Below are 17,070 nucleotides of genomic sequence, written 5' to 3'. Positions count from 1 at the left end.
TTCTACGCCCAATGGCGGGCCCGGGCAAACATCAGGCTGTTAAGCCCTCAATTTCACGGTGACCAGAGCTCAGTACCGGGATGGAATTGTGACCAGGCGAACCAGAAGGCCTGATGGCTGCCAAGGTCCGAACCATCCGCATCCACCGCGCGGATGCCCCCGGCATCAAGCTCAAGGCGCACATTCTCAAACGCGATCTCGGCGCCATCTTTAAGCGCGGCAAAGGCAGTGCTGCGCTGGAACGCGACCGGCTTGCCTGAGGCGGTGATCACGCCGATCACATCCTCATGCACGGAAAGGCGTGGATCCACGTCACCAACCGGGAAGATCGGGCCATTGGCATCACGGCCATTCCGGAAATCGAAGTCGCGACCAAGGGCAAGGCGCTCAACCAATACGGTGGTCTCTGGGTACTTATCCTTCCAGGTTGCCCAATCCGTGGTGATCACCGTGGCATGGTCTAGCTTCACCCCTTTTTCAGCCAAGGGGCCAGTCACCGCATGGCCTAGGAAGGTGTCGAACACCGAATAGGTTTGGATGTCATACATCACCTTGTTTGAGCGGATCAGCAGACCAGAGGTGCGTAGGATTGGCCGCTCCACCCCTTCAGGCAGGCGGTCGGTGAAATAGGCCTGCATGGCCCCGCAAAGGGTGCAGTAAGGAATGCCAAGGTCGCGACCGCCCAGGGTGTCGTTCACCATCTCACGCACTTCCATGATCTGGCGCGGATAAGCGCGGGCCTCACCATTCACCACCACGCCAAAGACGATGTCGTCATCATCCAGCCAATCGGCATCATCGGCGCTGCTGACCTCCGGGTTATCAGCGGCGGGGATGCAGTTACAGACCTGGTCCGTCGTGTCATAGGGGCGGTTATCGATCAGCACCCCACCCCAGGAAACCATGCGCCAGTCGATCTCACCCTCGATAAAGATCTCCTCCCACCCCGGCACAAACTGGGTGAAAATCGCGCGCTTTGCCTCGAGATACCCTGGATAGGCCGGGATATCCCAGGCGATTAGATGGTTGGTAATGTCATCCCAGCGGCGTGGGGAGGTGAACTCAATCTGCAGCAGGTTGGCCGCCGCATTGGCAAGTGCGTCATCAAACTCCCGCCGCCAGGTAAACCGCATCATATCGCTGATCACCCAAGCAATTCTGGGGTCACCAGATTCCGATAACTCATGCAAGGCGATCACCTGATCACGCCCCCAGGATGATTGCTCCAAACTATCCATGAAGACGACCCGAACCGCCCGTTGCAGGTCATCAGATAACGGCCCGGTTGGGATGGCTGGCGGCTCACCAAACTGCTCAATCACATGGGGCGATAACGGTTTGTCAGCCTGTGCAGGATCAGCCTGGAACAAAGGAACCAGGGCCAACAGCACCATTAGGACCAGGCGCGTTAACCAACCAGATTTCGACCGCATCAAATCATCTTTCCCAGTGCCGATCCTCTACCAACTCGTAGTTTTGCATTGATCAGCTGAACAGGCCAATCACAGCACTTCAGCATCAGGTGATCTGGCTCAGCCATCTTTTAACCACTTGCTTAATTAACCAGATAGTTTATTAAACAGATATGACGGATGACCAAGCACTCGATGCGGCTTTTGCCGCCCTCGCCAACCCGACAAGACGGGCCATTCTGGCGCGGCTGGCTGAGGGGACAGCAACAGTGAATGAGTTGGCGGCGCCATTCTCGATGTCACTTCCTGCCGTGTCGAAGCACATCAAAGTCTTGGAGGCGGCTGGCCTTATCAGCCAGGCGCGGGAAGCACAGTTCCGCCCGTGCAATCTTGAAACAGAACAATTGAAAGCGGTGGCGAGTTGGACCGACCAGTATCGCCACATCTGGGATGCTCGGCTGCAGAAGATGGATCTGCTGCTTAGCGAGATGAAAGATAAGACATCATGAATGATGAACCGGAATGGGTTCGGATCGAACGTGAGTTTGATGCCCCAATCGACATGGTTTGGCAGCTATGGACTGATCCCTCTTTGTTTAAACAGTGGTACGGACCGCGTGGCATGTCTGTGCCCGTTGCTGAGATGGATGTGCGCATCGGCGGAACACGCAAGGTCTGTATGGCGATGGAGACGCCGGAACGCTCAATGACGATGTGGTTCACCGGCGTCTATAAAGAGGTGAGCGCGCCTAATCGCCTAATCTACACAGAGAGTATGTGCGATGAGGCGGGCAACATCCTGTCACCACAGGCCATGGGTATGCCGAACGACTTCCCCGACATCACAGAAGTGATTGTTGAGCTAACAGAAGCTGGCGACAAGACCCGCATGATCATGGTCCATAAAGGTGTTGTTGCGGGCACCGCTGGCGATGGCGGTTGGAATCAGGCCTTTGACAAAATGGCTGAATTCGCCAAAACCCTCGGTTGAGATCAGGCGCCAGCCACTTAACCCTACTGGCCGTTGCCGCCGCCTTAGCGACAAAGAGCCATGACCACGCCCAATCTAACTAATCAGCAGGCCCGGCGGCTGTTCCTGGATCGGCATTTATTGCTGCGGTCAGAGTCCGGGCCCGGTAAGGGGCGCGATCTGGATGGGGTCTTGGACCGGCTTGGCTTTGTGCAGGTGGATAGCGTTAACACCCTGGCCCGGGCCCACGACCTGATCCTCTGGTCACGCCGTCAGCAATACCGACCAACGGCTCTTCAGCGCCTGGTGGCAAAGGACCGGACGGCGTTCGAGCATTGGACCCATGATGCCTCGGTCATTCCGATGACCGCTTACCCTAAGTGGCGCCTAAAATTCGCCCGGGATGAGCAGCGGATGAGGGATCGTTGGCAAACCCAGCGACGTGATGCCTGGCAGGCGGAGGTTGAGAAGGTACTGCGCCATGTGGACGAAAATGGCGTCACCAGCTCCCTTGATGTGGGGGAGGATGAGAAGCGCAATTCTGGCGGCTGGTGGGATTGGCACCCGAGCAAGACCGCGCTGGAATTTCTCTGGCGCTCGGGCCGCTTGGCAATCTGTCATCGCCGGGGTTTTCGGAAATACTATGACCTTACCGAGCGAGTGATCCCGGGCAGCTATCTGAACCAGCGGCTGGATAAGGATGAGATCATCGATTGGGCGATGAGTGCCGCGCTTGATCGTCTGGGATTTGCGACCAGTGGTGAGATGGCGGCGTTCTTTGAGATTATCACCAAGGACGAGGCAAAGGCCTGGTGCCAGGATGCCCTCGCCAGCGGGCGCATCATTGAGATTGATATCGAGATGGCGGATGGCGCCTTAAGGCGCAGCTTCACCACCGAGGCTATCCTGGATCAGGCACAGGGATTGCCCGAACCATCCTCTCGTGTGCGCTTGCTATCACCCTTTGACCCAGCCCTTCGTGACCGAAAACGGGCTGAGCGGCTGTTTGGCTTCCACTACCGCATTGAGATTTTTGTGCCGGAGGCCAAGCGCCAATATGGCTACTACGTCTTCCCGATACTGCAGGGTGACAAGCTAATCGGCCGGTTGGATGTGAAGCGTGAGGATGAGGTCCTGGCCGTCCGTGCCTTCTGGCCAGAGGCCAAAGTGAGAATGGGTAAGGCCAGGACAAATGGCCTAGGCAAAGAGCTGGATCGCCTGCTGGGCCTAACAGGCGCAACGAGCGTCGAGTTCACCGAAGATTGGTTACGTGCCTCCCCTTAGGTGGTCCGCTCAGCCTCGATCAGCGCCGCCACGCCTTCAGCCCATTCGGCATAGATCGCGGGCCCCGGATGGAAGCCATCGCTCGCCATATGCGAAATATCCAGGGTGAAGTTAAGCGGCAGATAGGCAGCCTTTTCACGCTTATCAGCGAGTTTGGCGAGTGCGCGATCAAACTGCTCAGACCGCTCCCCCAGCACTAGCTTCAGGGGCCAGGGCAGCAGTGGGAAATGCCGAACCGGCGGCAGTCCCGACACAATGGTTTTGGTCACGCCAAAGCGGTGCTCAAGCAGGTCGAGCAGCTCACCATACTCTCGCTGCCAGGTGGCCATTGAAACACCATTCTTGGCGTCGTTTACGCCGAGCGCGGTGACCGCCACATCAAATGCTTCAGCGGGCACTGGCGTCAGCATCTCAAGCGTTGAGGCAACGGTACCGCCAGACTTAGCGATAATCCGCCAGGTAACTTGATGACTAGCCTCAAGCTGTCGCACCAACTGGCCAGTGAGCGCCTGATCCTGATGCTCCGCCCCAACCCCAGCGGCCGAACTGTCACCGATGACAAGGATGCGTAAGGGTGGGCCATTGCCGCGCATGCCATGGCGGGGTCCCGCCGCTTCTGGCATCCGGGTTGCGTTACGCCGAACCCAAATTGCCTGAGGGATAATCACAGGTAAGAGCAGCAGCGCCCTAAGTGTTTGGATAATCATGCCGAACCGGAGTTGGCGGGTCAGCGATTTCGCCGATACTCATAGATACGCAAGCGGGTCTGCCGCAGGACCAAATCCATGGCCTGATCCAAGGCCTCATCCCGCGGGAGTGCCTTAAGGTCTGCGTTGCTAGCAGCCAAGGTTCGGGCCACAGCCAAAGCCTCATCCCGACACAGCACCTCAACGATGAAGGCGGCAGGCTCATCAATCCCGGGCGCCACCCGCGCCACATCCTCAAGCTGCTTGGCCTGGCAAATCAGGAAGTCCGTGGAGCTAGTCGCAGACGCGCTGGTAAGCGGCAAAGATGTGAGAAAGAAGGCCAAGAGGACCAACAGAGATTTCATGGAAGATGCCGCAATTCTTGGGTGAGAGAGGGCGCGGATGCGCCTGCGAAGCTCGACGCTTACGAGACTACACACCAGCTTACCATTGGGCAATCAACTCAATGGCTTGCGCCACCACACACCGGTCCAGTCAGCCTGGTGAAGTTCGGCATCAATACCGTGGGTGGCACGGAAATCGTCTGTCGCCTTCTTACACTCGGGAATGTTGCCGTAATCATCGATGATGATGAACCCGCCGGGGGAGAGCCCGTCATACAGATTATCGAGCGCCACGATGGTCGACTCATACATGTCACCATCAAGTCGTAGCACTGCGAACTGCTGATCACGCATCTTGGGCAGGGTGTCTGAGAACCAGCCAGGCAGAAACACCACCTGATCGTCCAAAAGACCGTAGCGGGCAAAGTTTGACGCCACTGTCTTCATCGAGATTTTGAGCTCATCAAACTCATGATAGGTGCCGCCGGCATCATGGGGGAACTGCTCAGCATTCGGCGCTGGCAGCCCCTCAAAAGAATCCGCCACGATCACCTTGCGCTCCGTATCGCCATAGGCGGCGAGGATGCCCCGCATCAAGATGCAGGCGCCGCCGCGCCAAACACCGGTTTCCATGAAATTGCCGGGAATATTCTCCTGAATGGCCTGTTCACATAGCGCGCGTAGGCTATTCAGTCGCTTGATGCCAATCATGGTGTGGGCGACCGACGGCCAATCGACACCATTTGCGCGCGCGGTCATATCGAACTGAACGTCCGGGTTATCGACCTGCGGGCGGTCGCGATAGATGGTATTGGCCACGGTACGCAGCAGCAGATTGATGTATAGCGAGCGCGGGTCACTGGTGACCGGCTTGGTATCTAGTGGGTCCACGGGCTTCGTCACTATCTGAAGATTGATTTCGCTGGGCTTACCAAAATTGTGGCGACACCAAAACGGTTTCATTGAGTGCTTGGCTTTTCGCTTTCGCCCCGCCTGCCGATGGGGGTACCCTCATTCCCGCTTGTAACCCGTGATACCCGTCTAAGCGCTATGACCTGGTCAAAGGATCAGGAGGTCACCTCCCGCGACGTGACCCAATCCTCAAACTCTATGACATCCCTTACCAGCAACCGCGTGCTTGTCACCGGCGGTGCCGGGTTCTTGGGCAGCCATCTTTGCGACCGGCTGACCGAGAGTAAGCATGAGATCCTGTGCGTCGATAACTACTTCACCGGTCGCCGGGCGAATATCGAGCACCTTATGGATCTCCCGAATTTTGAGCTGATGCGTCACGACGTGACCTTCCCGCTCTATGTTGAGGTGGACCAGATTTTCAACCTCGCCTGCCCAGCGTCACCGGTGCATTACCAGTTCGACCCGGTGCAGACGACGAAGACATCGGTGCATGGCGCCATCAATATGCTAGGCCTTGCCAAGCGGACCCGTGCGAAGTTCCTGCAAGCCTCAACCTCTGAGGTTTACGGCACCGCCACCGTCTCACCGCAGCCGGAAGAATACTGGGGCAACGTCAATCCAATTGGCCCGCGCGCTTGCTATGATGAGGGTAAGCGCTGCGCTGAGACGCTCTGCTTCGATTATTACCGGCAGCATAATGTCGACGTTAAGGTTTTACGGATCTTCAATACTTACGGGCCTAGGATGCACCCCAACGACGGACGGGTGGTATCCAATTTCATCATGCGCGCGCTGAATAATGACCCGATTGAGATCTATGGTGAGGGCAACCAGACCCGCAGCTTCTGTTACGTTGACGACCTGATCGACGGCATGCTGCGGTTGATGAATACGCCGCCCGGCTTCACCGGCCCGATCAATGTCGGCAACCCGGCTGAGATGACAATCCGCGAGCTGGCCGACAAGGTTATTGACCTAACCAACAGCAAGTCCGAGTTGGTGTTCAAACCACTGCCTACTGACGATCCACTGCAGCGCCGCCCGGATATCACCAAAGCTAAGCAAGACTTGGATTGGGAGCCGAAGGTGCCTTTGGATGAAGGGTTGGCCAAAACCATCGCCTATTTTGAGCAGATGCTGCGCGACGCGTGATCATTGATGAAACTTCGCGACTTCATTCAGCAGCCACCATTCCCGGATGAGGAGCGGATCTACACGCTCCAGAACAAGTATTTCTACCTCCGGGCTGGTATCGATTTGGCGCAGCACAAACAAGTGCCAACCGGTCAACAGATGCTGTTCGTCGGCTCAGCGGATGTAAGCCTGGACGCCCTGGTGCAGAACAATGTCCGTGGCTTGGCACCAGCCTTCCAAGCGGTCGGCCAGGCCCAGGGCATATACTCAATCATCATGGGCAAAAGCGATTTTGAGATCGATGATGCGTTCATGGCCATGCTGCCACCGAATGTTGTGCTGATCGCTGGCTGTAGCGTGAACACAACCGACCCAAGGGCGTTGTATCTGCCCATGGGATGCGACTTCCGGTCTAGAACGGAAGCCCAGTCGATTAAGCCCCGCACACCTGAGGAGCGGGATATCCTCTGCTACGCCAACTTCTCGGTGAACACCCACCCAAGCAGACCACCCCTGGCAGAGCGCCTGGTCGAGGCACCCGATATCCTGTGCGAACATATGGGTGCGTTCATGAAGTACTCCCTCTCCCGTGCGGATTTCTTTGATCGGCTATCGCGGTCGAAGTTTGCCATCAGCCCTCGAGGCAATGGCATTGAAAGCTTCCGCATGTGGGATTGCCTCTATCTAGGCGTTATTCCCGTGGTTAAGCGGGAGGCGGTTTTCATGGGCGAGCTGGAAGACCTGCCGGTCCTGCTTATCGATGATTGGGATGAGTTCTTGGGCCAATCACCTGACGACTGGCACGCTCTATATGACCAGTTCCTGGACCGCCAGTTTAACTGGGAGAAGCTGAAGCTCAGCTTTTGGATGAAGCGGATCTACGATCAACAGTTTGACCGGTTTACCGAGTTCGCCAAGACCATGAACATGGAGAGCCCAAGCCATGCCCAGTAGCTTCGGCAAGGTTCTGAGCCTGGTTCCAAGTCTGGGCAATAACAACAATATCATCGGTGTGTTTGCCGAGGGCCTATCATCGGCGTTGCGTCAGCGCGGCCTGACAGCAGAGGTGGCCTATGTCACCGAACCGGACTTCCTGCCCAGGCTGTTCACCGCGGCGCAGGACCCGGAAACCCTGATCTACTACACCAACTTCTTCATGGACCTGCGGGTAACCGCGCATCAGCACTTCCAGAACGCCCGGCTGAACGATCTATTCCCCTGTAAGACGATGGCGTTTGTCGCCGATCAGCCCTTCATCAACTTCATGTGGGAGCGGGTCGGCAATTGCCACCCAGAGACGCTGATCCAGGTTGTCGAGACCGCCTTCGTACCGCAGGCGCAGCTGCTACAGCCCGGCTTGAAACATTTCAGGTTCTGCAACACGCCCCTTATCCAGGATAAAGAGATAACCAATCTGCCCCATGAGGATCGGGATATTGATGTTCTGATCCCCCTCGGCAACACGGTAAGCAACCCCATTGACAACTTGGTACAGCAGTATCAGTCGAACAGGGAAGCATCGGCTGTACTGGACGCTGCTTACCAACTGATGCGCAAACCCGTTGAGCGGCCAGCTTTTGATCTGTTCAACGAAGCGTTCCAGCAGACCTTAAACATGGCTTTCCCGGAGTTCTTTACACGGAACAAGAATGCCGGCTTTGGGATGCTTCAAATGCTTAGCCAGCTTGACCGCGTGACACGAAATGAGCGGCGCCGACAGTTGGTGAATGCGCTGCTGCAAGATATCGGCGACCTCCGTATTCATATGGTTGGCGACTTTTCCGACATTCCCGCGGCTGCCCAACCGGGCATTCAACATCACGGCGCACTGCCCGCCGATCAGCTCTGTGACTTGATGGGTCGGTCGAAGGCAGTGGTGAACTCTCACCCCAACCTGACCGAATGCCTGCATGAGCGGGTGGTGAATGCTGGTGCTTATGGTTGCATGGTCATCAGTGACCACACCCCGGTTCTCGTTAAAGAGCTGGGCGATGATTGGGTGAATGGAACGGACCGATCCGCTGCCTCAATCTTCGACGAATATGATGGCACGAAGATTGCGACGATGGGTGCAGAGACACGACGTCGTATCTTTGATCGACATCTGATGACCCATTTTGCCGATGATTTTATCGCCGGGGCAGAAGCGCGCTGGGGTTAATCTGAGGAAAAGACGAGAACCAGCCCGTGGCTGGATCATCGTCATATAGGTGAGAAGACAATGGCCGACGGCAATAAGAACAATCGCATCCCCGTCCTAAAACCCCTGCTGCCGCCAGCGGAAGCGATCCTGCCTTATCTTCAGCGGATCGACGAAACCCGTTGGTACAGCAACCGTGGCCCCTTGTTGGTTGAGTTTGAGCAAGGGATTGCGGACACGGTCAATGTCATCCCAGAGGGTATTGCCTGCGTCTCAAATGGAACCCTGGCAATCACCGTTGCCCTAACAGCGGCGGGTGCAGTCCCTGGCCGCAAATGCCTGATGCCATCCTGGACCTTTGTGGGCACCGTATCGGCGGTGATTACGGCCGGATTGGAGCCGTACTTTGTCGATGTGGATATTGATAGTTGGGCCCTAACCCCAGACCAGCTTTATGACCGCAATGATCTGGATGAGATCGGCGCCGTCGTCACCGTCGCCCCATTTGGCGCGCCGCTCGACCGGGCCGCCTGGGATCGGTTTACCGAACAAACCGGCATTCCTGTGGTGATCGATGCGGCGGCAGCCTTCGATGCCATTGCCAGTACTGAGATGATGAAGCCGGGACCAACGCCTATGGCGGTTAGCCTACACGCCACCAAGACCTTTGGCGTTGGTGAGGGCGGTTTTATCGTCTGCACCGATAGTGATCTTGTCCAACGCGCCCGGCAGATCGGTAACTTTGGCTTCTACCAAATCTCTGTCGCACAGATTAGCGGCTGGAATGCCAAGTTGAGTGAGTATGCGGCCGCCGTCGGCATGGCCTGCATGGATAATTGGCCGGATAAACGCGTCGCCTGGGAACGCGTCACGCATAAGTATCAAGAGCTGTTAGGCTCGATGGATAACGTCTCGCTGCATCCTGCCTATGGTGATGGCTGGGTCTCATCCTATTGCTGTGTCCGGGTCAAAGGGGATGGCCACCGGGTTGCCAAGCGTTTGAATGACCATGGCATCGACACGAGGCGTTGGTGGCGCGGCGGCTGTCATACCCATCCGGGATATATGGGCATCGCGCGGGACCCGCTGCCCGCGACGCAGGCGTTGGCGACAACGACGATTGGCCTACCGTTCTCAATCGACCTGACTGATGAGCAAGTGGAAATTGTCTGCTCAACACTCAGTACGGCGCTCAACTAACCGGCGCCCCTCAGGCGGCAAGCTTGATAAACAGCGCGCCATCCAAGAACACGCATCGCTCGATATCATCCTGACGCGCCGCGCAAAATTCATCAGCGGCTTGGCCAGGCCCCGCGCCATGGCGCCAATTATAATCGTCAAAGACGATCCAACCGCCAGGCTTAACAAGTGGGCACCACAGATCGCGATCGGCCTTAACCGCCTCATAATCGTGATTGGCGTCAATGTGCAGAAAACCGATCTGGCCAGTGTACTGGGTCGGTCCGAATGCATCGGTTGAGATGACCGCCTTGGGACCATATTGCGGGCGTGCCTCCGCTGAGGGTAGCCGCAAACGGTTAAACTGCCCCCTGGTTGCCAGTGGCATCAGATTGGCATCAAACGCATCAGCGATGGGGGTTAGGTCCCGGGATAGCCATTCATCGGCGAGATCATCAGACAAAGAGGTCTGGTGGGCGACATCACTAGCCCAGGCATCAATCGCAAGCACGGCATCCGAACGACCTGCCATCTTCAGCGCTTGCACAATCACGCTACAGGACCGGCCATAAAGGCACCCAATCTCAACATAGTCACCGGCTGGCGCGGTAAACGCGCAGGCCGCCAGTGCAACCAACTTATGGCGGTAAGACTCACCGTAAATCCCAAAAGCAGCCCGCAATAGGGCCTGCAGCTGTGGCGCGGTGAGGAAGTCACCACCGTTCAGAAACTGGGACGCATACTCAATATCCAGCCTTGCCGCTGCTGCCTCATCGGTCTGCCGCTCCATCTCCTGATAGATCGGTGGCAGTTGGACAAATTGGAGCGGTAAATTCTCACGCTCAATCAGTTTGCGAAGGTGCACATAGACAACCGCCGAGGGTGAGAAAACTCGCTTTACCCCATTGGCCTTAACCAAGGCGATCAGCGCCTCATCAAACCCGTCTTGATTGATTAGCGGTAAGGCATGATCCGTTAGACCATCAATATCGAGCGACGCCTTAACAGAGGATGCCGCAACAACCGGCTCACCTCTGTTCACCGCCTCCTGAAGGTAGCGATGACTTTCTGGCGTGCTGCTTGGAAATACTAGAGTTGTCATGGGTCACATTCAGATGGGGAAACAGCAGAACGCGGTTTGGGCTGGCGTTATGCGTTCAACGGGAACTTCTCAACCGTCATAGCCAAGGCACGAGGTGAGAACTTACCGCGATTACGATGCTTGGCACGTTCGGACAGCAGCTTCTCGACCCTTAAACCTGCCGTCTCCGCCATGACGACGAGTTCACTCTCCCGGTGGAACTCATAGATATGATCGCGCTGCGCTGACTCTAACGCGGCACCGATGAACGCTGTGCCGGTTGGCTTCAATCGGTCGGCTACGCCATGGAACATCTTCTGTGGCTCGGGCAAATGCTCTGCCAGCATGCCCGCGATCACCGCATCAACCGGCGGGTCATCGGTCGGCGCGGTTGCATCACCAACACTGAGTTCGATCCGCTCTGTCAGGCCGGCGCTGGCAGACAGGCGTTCAGCAATCTTCAGCGCTGAGGGTGAGATATCCTGGGCAATAACCGTGATATCTGGGCGGCTCTGCAGCGCCAGGAGTGACAGGACACCGTGGCCGCAGGCAATCTCAGAAACGGTCGCGCCCTCTGGTAGATGGGCCAGGAAATCATCGCGGAACAGGCGCAGATGCGGCTGCATTGTCGGCCACAGGCCATAGATCAGGATCGCCGCCCACATATACGGGACCATGTAGCCGGGCTCGTCATAGACGGAGTTCACGATCTCATCCAACTCCAGATCGTTGAACGAACCATTCGCCTCATAGGCCTGTTGGGATTTCGCGACGTGCAGCGCGTAGGTCGCATAGCCCTGGGCGGCTGGCTTCGCGATCTCGTCGCCATAGGCGTCAACCGCCCAGGTTGCGAGCGGATCCAGCAGCCAACCGGCCACCTCGCGATCGGCGTTAACCGCCTTCTCAGCCTCACCATAGAATAGCTTTGCGTGGGTTTTGACGGCGTCCAAGAAGAACGCGCAACCATCCATCATGATTGGCTCCCGAAGGCAGTGGTTGAAAGATTATGGCGAACAATGCGGGTCAATGATGCACAGACTGCATGTCCATCCCAAGGTGTATCGAAGATATGCATTTGCCCAAACGGGACAATCCTGTCAACGCCGCGGCAGGCAAGGCTTCGCGCCAGCTTTCGCTCTCGCCCCTCATCGCCGCAGGCCATGCCGACTGTTTGAACATCAGGGTCTAGCGTGCCGACAACGTCATCGAGGTTATTGACGAACAACGTCACCAAAACCCGGTAACCAGAGGTGGGCATGGATACAGGCGACGAACCAGCGAGGATCGTCCAAGACGGGGCGCTCGATTGAACCGCGACATGGTTCTGATCACGCATCAACCATTCGGCCCGCACCAGTGAGACTGAGGTCGCCATAACAGGCTCCAACACCTCCCGCGGGTGGTACCGATCCTCACGCTCAAACGCATCTTTCAGGGTATCCAGAAAACCGGTTGCCGCCGCCCCTAAAGCACCGCCAGGTTCCTGCTCCGGTGCCTCAACATAAAGCACATGGGGCGAGGAGCAGGCATTCTGCTCAAATGGCCAAACATCCCGGGCCAACCTCTCACAGATCAGCTGATGGGTATCCGGACGGCCCAGCATATCAGCGGACACCACGCCGACTGAGTAACGTGGGCCAAACACAACAAACCGTGCGCCGGGTCGGAAGGGCAAGGCACGAACAGCATTGATTGCCTCGGCACCACCCCAAATCGATGCGCCGTCAGACGTCGCCGCCATGGCCCCGAGCAGCTCGGTATTTGACCGATCAATTGCCATGGCAACCAACCGGTTCTCAAATACGGGCCAAGCGTCAGACTCACGAAGCGTTTTTAAGAACAGCTCCGTGATCTTAACTAGATCGCTAGGTACGCGCAGAACACAGGCATTGCCGGACAGCAAGATGGTTGAGGCTGCTAAGAGCGGCTGGATCTCAACATTTGCAGCCGGCCAGCAGCTGACCACACCAAGTGGCATCACGATGCTGTCGGCTTGCGTTTGGTCTGTCCCAAAATCCTGTTCGATCACCCGTTCAAGTGACGCCTGGCGCAGCCAAAGGCGCAGGAACACAAAGCCTGGGATGGTGTGAAGGTCCGTCGCCTTCTCAAGCGCATCGCCAAAGGCGGCCAGGGCTTGGATGTCCCGCTCAGGCTCAAAATCGACCCGGGTCAGTGGTGCCACCGCCGCCCGAACATCCTCGGCGGATTGCGGGCGCAGAACCATGTTCGGGCCATCGCTATGCATTGGCAAAACGCTTGGCAATGACTTCACCGCACCCTCTAATTTCGGCCTTTGGCGCACGGCCCTTCAATCGGAAGTAGGGTCCCGGCCGGCGGCTTTCAGGGTCATCGTATCCCACCAGCTCTGCCATATCATCGGTCAGCAAGAGCCAGCCCGGAAAGCTGGTCGGCACGATGCTACAAACCTGCAGTAGACCGGTTTCACCGGGTGATACCGGCTCTAACGTCAACGGATCACGGATCACCACCCCACCAAAGATCGGCGGATGCTTAAACCCGGTTGGCCCATCGGGATAGACCACACCCAAATTCTCAACCATGCCGTAGAAATCGATGACATCGGCAGGGGTGCAGCCCACCACCTCGGCCACCCTTTGATTGAAGGTCGCTTTGTCCACGGCCTCGCTTGTCAGCTTCTTCCAGCCACCGGAATGCAGCACCTTGGCGTTCTTAAGGTTGAGCTTAATCCCCTTATCCTGAAGCTGGTCAACCAACCGGGCCCAGAGCACCCAGGTAAAGCCATAGACCAGCACATCCTCATCACCATGCTCTTCTGAGAAGACGCTCAGCTGATCAATCAGCGGCTCAAGATCATCATCTGAGAGGCCGTAGGTCACCGTCTTGGCAAACGGCATCAAGCTGCGGATGGCGGCACCGCGCGCGTTGAGGTCGGCCTGTGCCGCGTTCACTGATGCCGCATCAATAACCAGGAAGGGCCGCCGATCCGGACCCAGGATAGACTGGAAAATCAGGGACGCACTCTTTGCCATTGTGCGACCGGTCTGCAAATCAATGGGTATGGCGGCTGGTTGCTGGCCAGTTGTGGCACTCGACCTAATCACACGGGTGATCTTATCCGGCTCACAGAGTGCCAACGGCACTTCGCGTTTGAAGATGCCAACTGGCAGATAGGGAAAGTCCGCCAACTCAGCGCTGGCAAAATCTTTTGGCCAATGCTCGACAAAGTTCCGGTACCCCTCATTCAACGCCATCCCGCGCTCAATATGGGTGCGAAAGAGGTCAAGCACCGCGCCGTCATCCCGGTCATAGACCGGACGCTTTAAGATCTCCTGGATCTGATCATTGGTAGCCGCGTCGTCACGCATCGCCAGGTTCCTTGCTGATCATCGACGGCAAGTTACGCCGCGCCAGCTTGCCATTTGAGGTGCGGGGAAGTGCATCAACCCATTGCACGCAATCGATGGGCCAGTTTCGGGGTAGCGCAAATCTAATTTGTTGTGCTGCGTCGTCCGGTTTCTCAGATGGCGTCCCTGATCCTTCACCAACCTCCAGCAGGATGACCAGTTGTTCATCGCCTGCAACATTCCGCGTGGTCAGGGCGGCCACGTCATGGGCCAGCTTTAACCAACGCACCCGGTCCTCAACTTCTTCAAATGAAACCCGCTCGCCCGATAGCTTCGTGAAGTTGGATAGCCGCCCCTTAATCCAGATGAACCCATCGGCATCAATGGCCGCATAATCGCCTGTGGCATGCCATCCATCATCATCCACAACACCACCCGCCTGCCCCCAAAGGCAGGGCGCCACGGATGGGCCACGGATCATCAACTCCCCTTCACCATCGGGGGTATCGGCATCAAGTGGCCTGAGACTGATTTCAACACCCTCAACCGGTTTGCCAACCGATCCTTTAAACTTCGCCCGGTCATTCGGGTGGAGCGTTGAGATGCGCGCGGTAGCTTCAGTCTTGCCATACATGGAGTAGAGGCCAGCCCCTGGGTGTGCTGCCTGTAAGCGTGAGGCCAGATCCTCATCAATCGGCCCGCCGGCCTGCAATTGCCGCCTAAGACTGGGCAACGGCGTCTCGGCAAACCGCGTATGCTCAAGTAATGACCGGTAGTGGGTGGTCACGCCAGCCAGGGTCGTACAGCTATGGGCAACGGCACTATCGACCACCCGCTGCGGGAACATGAATTGCCGATCCAGGACCACGCTGCCACCAACCACGAGGTGGCTCAGAAACACGCTGACGCCGAAACAATAATGCAGTGGCAGGAACAGCAGCGCGCGGTCATCGACGACTAGGTCCTGGGACTTAATCACCGCACCGATATTGGTCACCAGATTACCATGGGTCAGCTGGACCAAATCCGGGGTTGTCCTTGAGCTGCCGGAGGTTGCGACCAGCAACGCTGGATCATCGACCTGCCGATCAGCAACATCGCAAGCGCCATCAGCCTGGGGCATACCGGTGAAGACAAGGGCATCGGTACCCCAGCCTAATTTCGCTGGGTCCTTAGGCGTCCAGATCGCCCGCGCCTCAACCGTTCTGGAAATCTCAGCGGCAACCGCATCGGGAACCGCAACAACGGTCAACCCAGCCCAAAGACCGGCCAAATAGGCCACGGCGCAGTCGAGACTTAACGTGCTGATGAGAACCAGACGATCGCCAGGCTTCAGTCCGGCACTCTCAAGCCAGGCCGCTGCCTGTCCGACGGTTGTGGTGAGGTCGGTTACCTCACGGCCATCGGCCGCATCGATAAGGGCCGGCGCTAAAGAACGATTCGCAAAGAGATAGGCGGCGAAGTTAGCGGATCCCATGGCGCCCTAAATCAGCCTTCGGCGTTCCGCTTCAACACCGTTAGGATCGCCGCGATGGTGTCCATTTCCATGATGTCATCGATGGAAAGGGATATACCGAAATGCTGCTCAAGCGCGGTCATTAAGGTCATATGGCCGAGTGAATCCCAGCCCGGAATATCATCGGGGCCCGCCGCCTCGGTCACCAGCTCGGGGTCAACGCCTAGGGTCTTCTGAAAAACATCGCGAAGGGCGGAAATATCTACCGTAGCCACGGCCACAACTTGCCTCGCCAGAGAAGAAAAACAGTATCTTGGTGTATAAGTGTTAAGGAATCCCTGAGCAAGCGGGTTTCGATTAACCAAACGCTATCAAAGCTTCCAATAATCCATAAAACCACGCTTGGCGAAGAAGGCCTCAGGGTCCTGGGCGGCAATCTCCTCAACCTTCACAGCCGGGTCACGGAAGAAGAACCAAAGCCGTGATGGCACATGGTAGATCGATGAGGCATATCCCCAACGATCAAAGAGGATTTGCATGCTCTTGTTTGTGAACATCGAGACGTGAACCGGGACCAGATAGAACCAGCTTGGGTCCTTGGGCACCTCTTCCCGAACGAGGGTATGGACCGCCAGAATGCCCTTGGACGACACCAGATCTGACATGCCATCAAGCACACTCAAATCCATCACATGCTCAAGCAGGGATGTGCTGATCACCAGGTCAAAACCGCCAGGGGTCAGCTCTTCATCGGTCAGGAAGCCCGGCTGGCTGATGTATTTGTCATAGGGCTTTAGATCGAGCCCATGCTCAGCCGTGAACTTGGTTAGGGTCGCATCGCCAGCGCCCCAATCAACCCAAGGATTATCCTGTGGGATTACCCCTTGTGTGGCGAGCAGGTTGAGCGCTGAGGCCTGGGCCTTCATCCTTGGGATCCAGTTCGGATCCTCCGGATTGTCGTCAATGCCTTGATAGGCTGAATGAACATCGATGTTCAGCTTGCCCCACACCTCATCAGACATTTCCTGATGGGTACGCGAATAGACAAAGCCGCAAGATCGGCAACGATCATAGCGAACAACCCCAAGATCGTGCCGCCCGGCAAAGTCCTTTTCAAAATAGAAGTCGGCGGGACTTCCACAC

Annotated in this window: 18 protein-coding genes; 7 read left to right on the top strand and 11 right to left on the bottom strand. The window is 57.0% G+C overall.

Annotated elements, in window-relative coordinates:
* Nucleotides 1–53: 53 nt before the first annotated feature.
* The gene (locus KI792_12535) at nt 54–1,433 is read right to left on the bottom strand and encodes a DUF3179 domain-containing protein (GenBank protein ID MBV6633844.1); all 1,380 of its coding nucleotides are present in this window, start codon (nt 1,431–1,433) and stop codon (nt 54–56) included.
* A 152-nt stretch (nt 1,434–1,585) separates the two neighbouring features.
* Here KI792_12535 and KI792_12530 point away from each other — a divergent pair, with 152 nt between their 5' ends.
* The 3 genes from KI792_12530 to KI792_12520 are packed head-to-tail and all read left to right on the top strand — an operon-like array spanning nt 1,586 to nt 3,666.
* Nucleotides 1,586–1,921, top strand: a complete 336-nt coding sequence (locus tag KI792_12530) for a winged helix-turn-helix transcriptional regulator (GenBank protein ID MBV6633843.1) — start codon at nt 1,586–1,588, stop codon at nt 1,919–1,921.
* A complete protein-coding gene (locus KI792_12525; protein ID MBV6633842.1) occupies nt 1,918–2,403 on the top strand; it encodes an SRPBCC domain-containing protein in 486 nt (161 codons plus the stop codon). Before KI792_12530 ends, KI792_12525 begins: the two co-directional genes overlap by 4 nt.
* A gap of 60 nt (nt 2,404–2,463) precedes the next feature.
* Nucleotides 2,464–3,666 carry a YcaQ family DNA glycosylase gene (locus tag KI792_12520; protein MBV6633841.1) on the top strand — a complete coding sequence of 401 codons (1,203 nt, stop codon included), beginning with the start codon at nt 2,464–2,466 and terminating at the stop codon, nt 3,664–3,666.
* Here the strand turns inward: KI792_12520 and KI792_12515 are convergent.
* From KI792_12515 to KI792_12505, 3 genes are all read right to left on the bottom strand, one after another.
* Complete coding sequence (locus KI792_12515) at nt 3,663–4,373, bottom strand: SGNH/GDSL hydrolase family protein (GenBank protein MBV6633840.1); 711 nt, start codon at nt 4,371–4,373, stop codon at nt 3,663–3,665. The genes KI792_12520 and KI792_12515 overlap by 4 nt on opposite strands.
* Before the next feature lie 20 nt (nt 4,374–4,393).
* Nucleotides 4,394–4,717, bottom strand: a complete 324-nt coding sequence (locus KI792_12510) for a hypothetical protein (protein MBV6633839.1) — start codon at nt 4,715–4,717, stop codon at nt 4,394–4,396.
* A 93-nt stretch (nt 4,718–4,810) separates the two neighbouring features.
* Nucleotides 4,811–5,659: a TylF/MycF family methyltransferase gene (locus tag KI792_12505; protein ID MBV6633838.1), complete on the bottom strand. Its 849-nt coding sequence runs from the start codon at nt 5,657–5,659 to the stop codon at nt 4,811–4,813.
* 147 nt (nt 5,660–5,806) lie between these two features.
* Between KI792_12505 and KI792_12500 the strand changes: the two genes are divergently transcribed.
* The 4 genes from KI792_12500 to KI792_12485 are packed head-to-tail and all read left to right on the top strand — an operon-like array spanning nt 5,807 to nt 10,085.
* Nucleotides 5,807–6,763 (top strand): SDR family oxidoreductase, encoded by a 957-nt coding sequence (locus KI792_12500; GenBank protein MBV6633837.1) that lies wholly within the window; start codon nt 5,807–5,809, stop codon nt 6,761–6,763.
* Nucleotides 6,764–6,769: 6 nt separating this feature from the next.
* Nucleotides 6,770–7,699 carry a hypothetical protein gene (locus KI792_12495; protein ID MBV6633836.1) on the top strand — a complete coding sequence of 310 codons (930 nt, stop codon included), beginning with the start codon at nt 6,770–6,772 and terminating at the stop codon, nt 7,697–7,699.
* Complete coding sequence (locus KI792_12490; GenBank protein MBV6633835.1) at nt 7,689–8,906, top strand: glycosyltransferase; 1,218 nt, start codon at nt 7,689–7,691, stop codon at nt 8,904–8,906. The genes KI792_12495 and KI792_12490 overlap by 11 nt, the downstream gene beginning before the upstream one ends.
* 60 nt (nt 8,907–8,966) lie before the next feature.
* Nucleotides 8,967–10,085 (top strand): aminotransferase class I/II-fold pyridoxal phosphate-dependent enzyme, encoded by a 1,119-nt coding sequence (locus KI792_12485; GenBank protein MBV6633834.1) that lies wholly within the window; start codon nt 8,967–8,969, stop codon nt 10,083–10,085.
* 10 nt (nt 10,086–10,095) lie between these two features.
* Here the strand turns inward: KI792_12485 and KI792_12480 are convergent, their stop codons facing one another.
* From KI792_12480 to KI792_12450, 7 genes are all read right to left on the bottom strand, one after another.
* Complete coding sequence (locus KI792_12480) at nt 10,096–11,166, bottom strand: class I SAM-dependent methyltransferase (GenBank protein MBV6633833.1); 1,071 nt, start codon at nt 11,164–11,166, stop codon at nt 10,096–10,098.
* Between the two features lie 47 nt (nt 11,167–11,213).
* On the bottom strand, nt 11,214–12,119 hold the full coding sequence (locus KI792_12475) for a class I SAM-dependent methyltransferase (protein MBV6633832.1): 906 nt from the start codon (nt 12,117–12,119) through the stop codon (nt 11,214–11,216).
* Nucleotides 12,116–13,417, bottom strand: a complete 1,302-nt coding sequence (locus KI792_12470; protein ID MBV6633831.1) for a hypothetical protein — start codon at nt 13,415–13,417, stop codon at nt 12,116–12,118. Before KI792_12470 ends, KI792_12475 begins: the two co-directional genes overlap by 4 nt.
* Nucleotides 13,383–14,492, bottom strand: coding sequence for an acyl-protein synthetase (locus KI792_12465; GenBank protein MBV6633830.1), 1,110 nt, complete (start codon nt 14,490–14,492; stop codon nt 13,383–13,385). Before KI792_12465 ends, KI792_12470 begins: the two co-directional genes overlap by 35 nt.
* On the bottom strand, nt 14,485–15,948 hold the full coding sequence (locus tag KI792_12460) for an AMP-binding protein (GenBank protein ID MBV6633829.1): 1,464 nt from the start codon (nt 15,946–15,948) through the stop codon (nt 14,485–14,487). Before KI792_12460 ends, KI792_12465 begins: the two co-directional genes overlap by 8 nt.
* 11 nt (nt 15,949–15,959) lie before the next feature.
* Nucleotides 15,960–16,202: an acyl carrier protein gene (locus KI792_12455; protein ID MBV6633828.1), complete on the bottom strand. Its 243-nt coding sequence runs from the start codon at nt 16,200–16,202 to the stop codon at nt 15,960–15,962.
* A gap of 96 nt (nt 16,203–16,298) precedes the next feature.
* The gene (locus KI792_12450; GenBank protein MBV6633827.1) at nt 16,299–16,949 is read right to left on the bottom strand and encodes a methyltransferase domain-containing protein; all 651 of its coding nucleotides are present in this window, start codon (nt 16,947–16,949) and stop codon (nt 16,299–16,301) included.
* Between the last annotated feature and the right edge of the window lie 121 nt (nt 16,950–17,070).

The sequence above is a fragment of the Alphaproteobacteria bacterium SS10 genome (assembly GCA_019192455.1).
In the GTDB taxonomy this organism is placed as follows: domain Bacteria; phylum Pseudomonadota; class Alphaproteobacteria; order TMED2; family TMED2; genus TMED2.
Note: the sequence above shows the minus strand (reverse complement) of the source record. Positions and strands in the feature narration are given on the sequence as shown.

What these genes read in the sequence shown, in the direction of transcription:
- KI792_12475 (MBV6633832.1), bottom strand. Translation starts at nt 12,119, where the DNA reads ATGATGGATGGTTGCGCGTTCTTCTTGGACGCCGTCAAAACCCACGCA.
- KI792_12520 (MBV6633841.1), top strand. Translation starts at nt 2,464, where the DNA reads ATGACCACGCCCAATCTAACTAATCAGCAGGCCCGGCGGCTGTTCCTG.
- KI792_12495 (MBV6633836.1), top strand. Translation starts at nt 6,770, where the DNA reads ATGAAACTTCGCGACTTCATTCAGCAGCCACCATTCCCGGATGAGGAG.
- KI792_12515 (MBV6633840.1), bottom strand. Translation starts at nt 4,373, where the DNA reads ATGATTATCCAAACACTTAGGGCGCTGCTGCTCTTACCTGTGATTATC.
- KI792_12510 (MBV6633839.1), bottom strand. Translation starts at nt 4,717, where the DNA reads ATGAAATCTCTGTTGGTCCTCTTGGCCTTCTTTCTCACATCTTTGCCG.
- KI792_12460 (MBV6633829.1), bottom strand. Translation starts at nt 15,948, where the DNA reads ATGGGATCCGCTAACTTCGCCGCCTATCTCTTTGCGAATCGTTCTTTA.
- KI792_12500 (MBV6633837.1), top strand. Translation starts at nt 5,807, where the DNA reads ATGACATCCCTTACCAGCAACCGCGTGCTTGTCACCGGCGGTGCCGGG.
- KI792_12490 (MBV6633835.1), top strand. Translation starts at nt 7,689, where the DNA reads ATGCCCAGTAGCTTCGGCAAGGTTCTGAGCCTGGTTCCAAGTCTGGGC.
- KI792_12480 (MBV6633833.1), bottom strand. Translation starts at nt 11,166, where the DNA reads ATGACAACTCTAGTATTTCCAAGCAGCACGCCAGAAAGTCATCGCTAC.
- KI792_12465 (MBV6633830.1), bottom strand. Translation starts at nt 14,492, where the DNA reads ATGCGTGACGACGCGGCTACCAATGATCAGATCCAGGAGATCTTAAAG.
- KI792_12450 (MBV6633827.1), bottom strand. Translation starts at nt 16,949, where the DNA reads ATGTCTGATGAGGTGTGGGGCAAGCTGAACATCGATGTTCATTCAGCC.
- KI792_12525 (MBV6633842.1), top strand. Translation starts at nt 1,918, where the DNA reads ATGAATGATGAACCGGAATGGGTTCGGATCGAACGTGAGTTTGATGCC.
- KI792_12530 (MBV6633843.1), top strand. Translation starts at nt 1,586, where the DNA reads ATGACGGATGACCAAGCACTCGATGCGGCTTTTGCCGCCCTCGCCAAC.
- KI792_12535 (MBV6633844.1), bottom strand. Translation starts at nt 1,433, where the DNA reads ATGCGGTCGAAATCTGGTTGGTTAACGCGCCTGGTCCTAATGGTGCTG.
- KI792_12505 (MBV6633838.1), bottom strand. Translation starts at nt 5,659, where the DNA reads ATGAAACCGTTTTGGTGTCGCCACAATTTTGGTAAGCCCAGCGAAATC.
- KI792_12485 (MBV6633834.1), top strand. Translation starts at nt 8,967, where the DNA reads ATGGCCGACGGCAATAAGAACAATCGCATCCCCGTCCTAAAACCCCTG.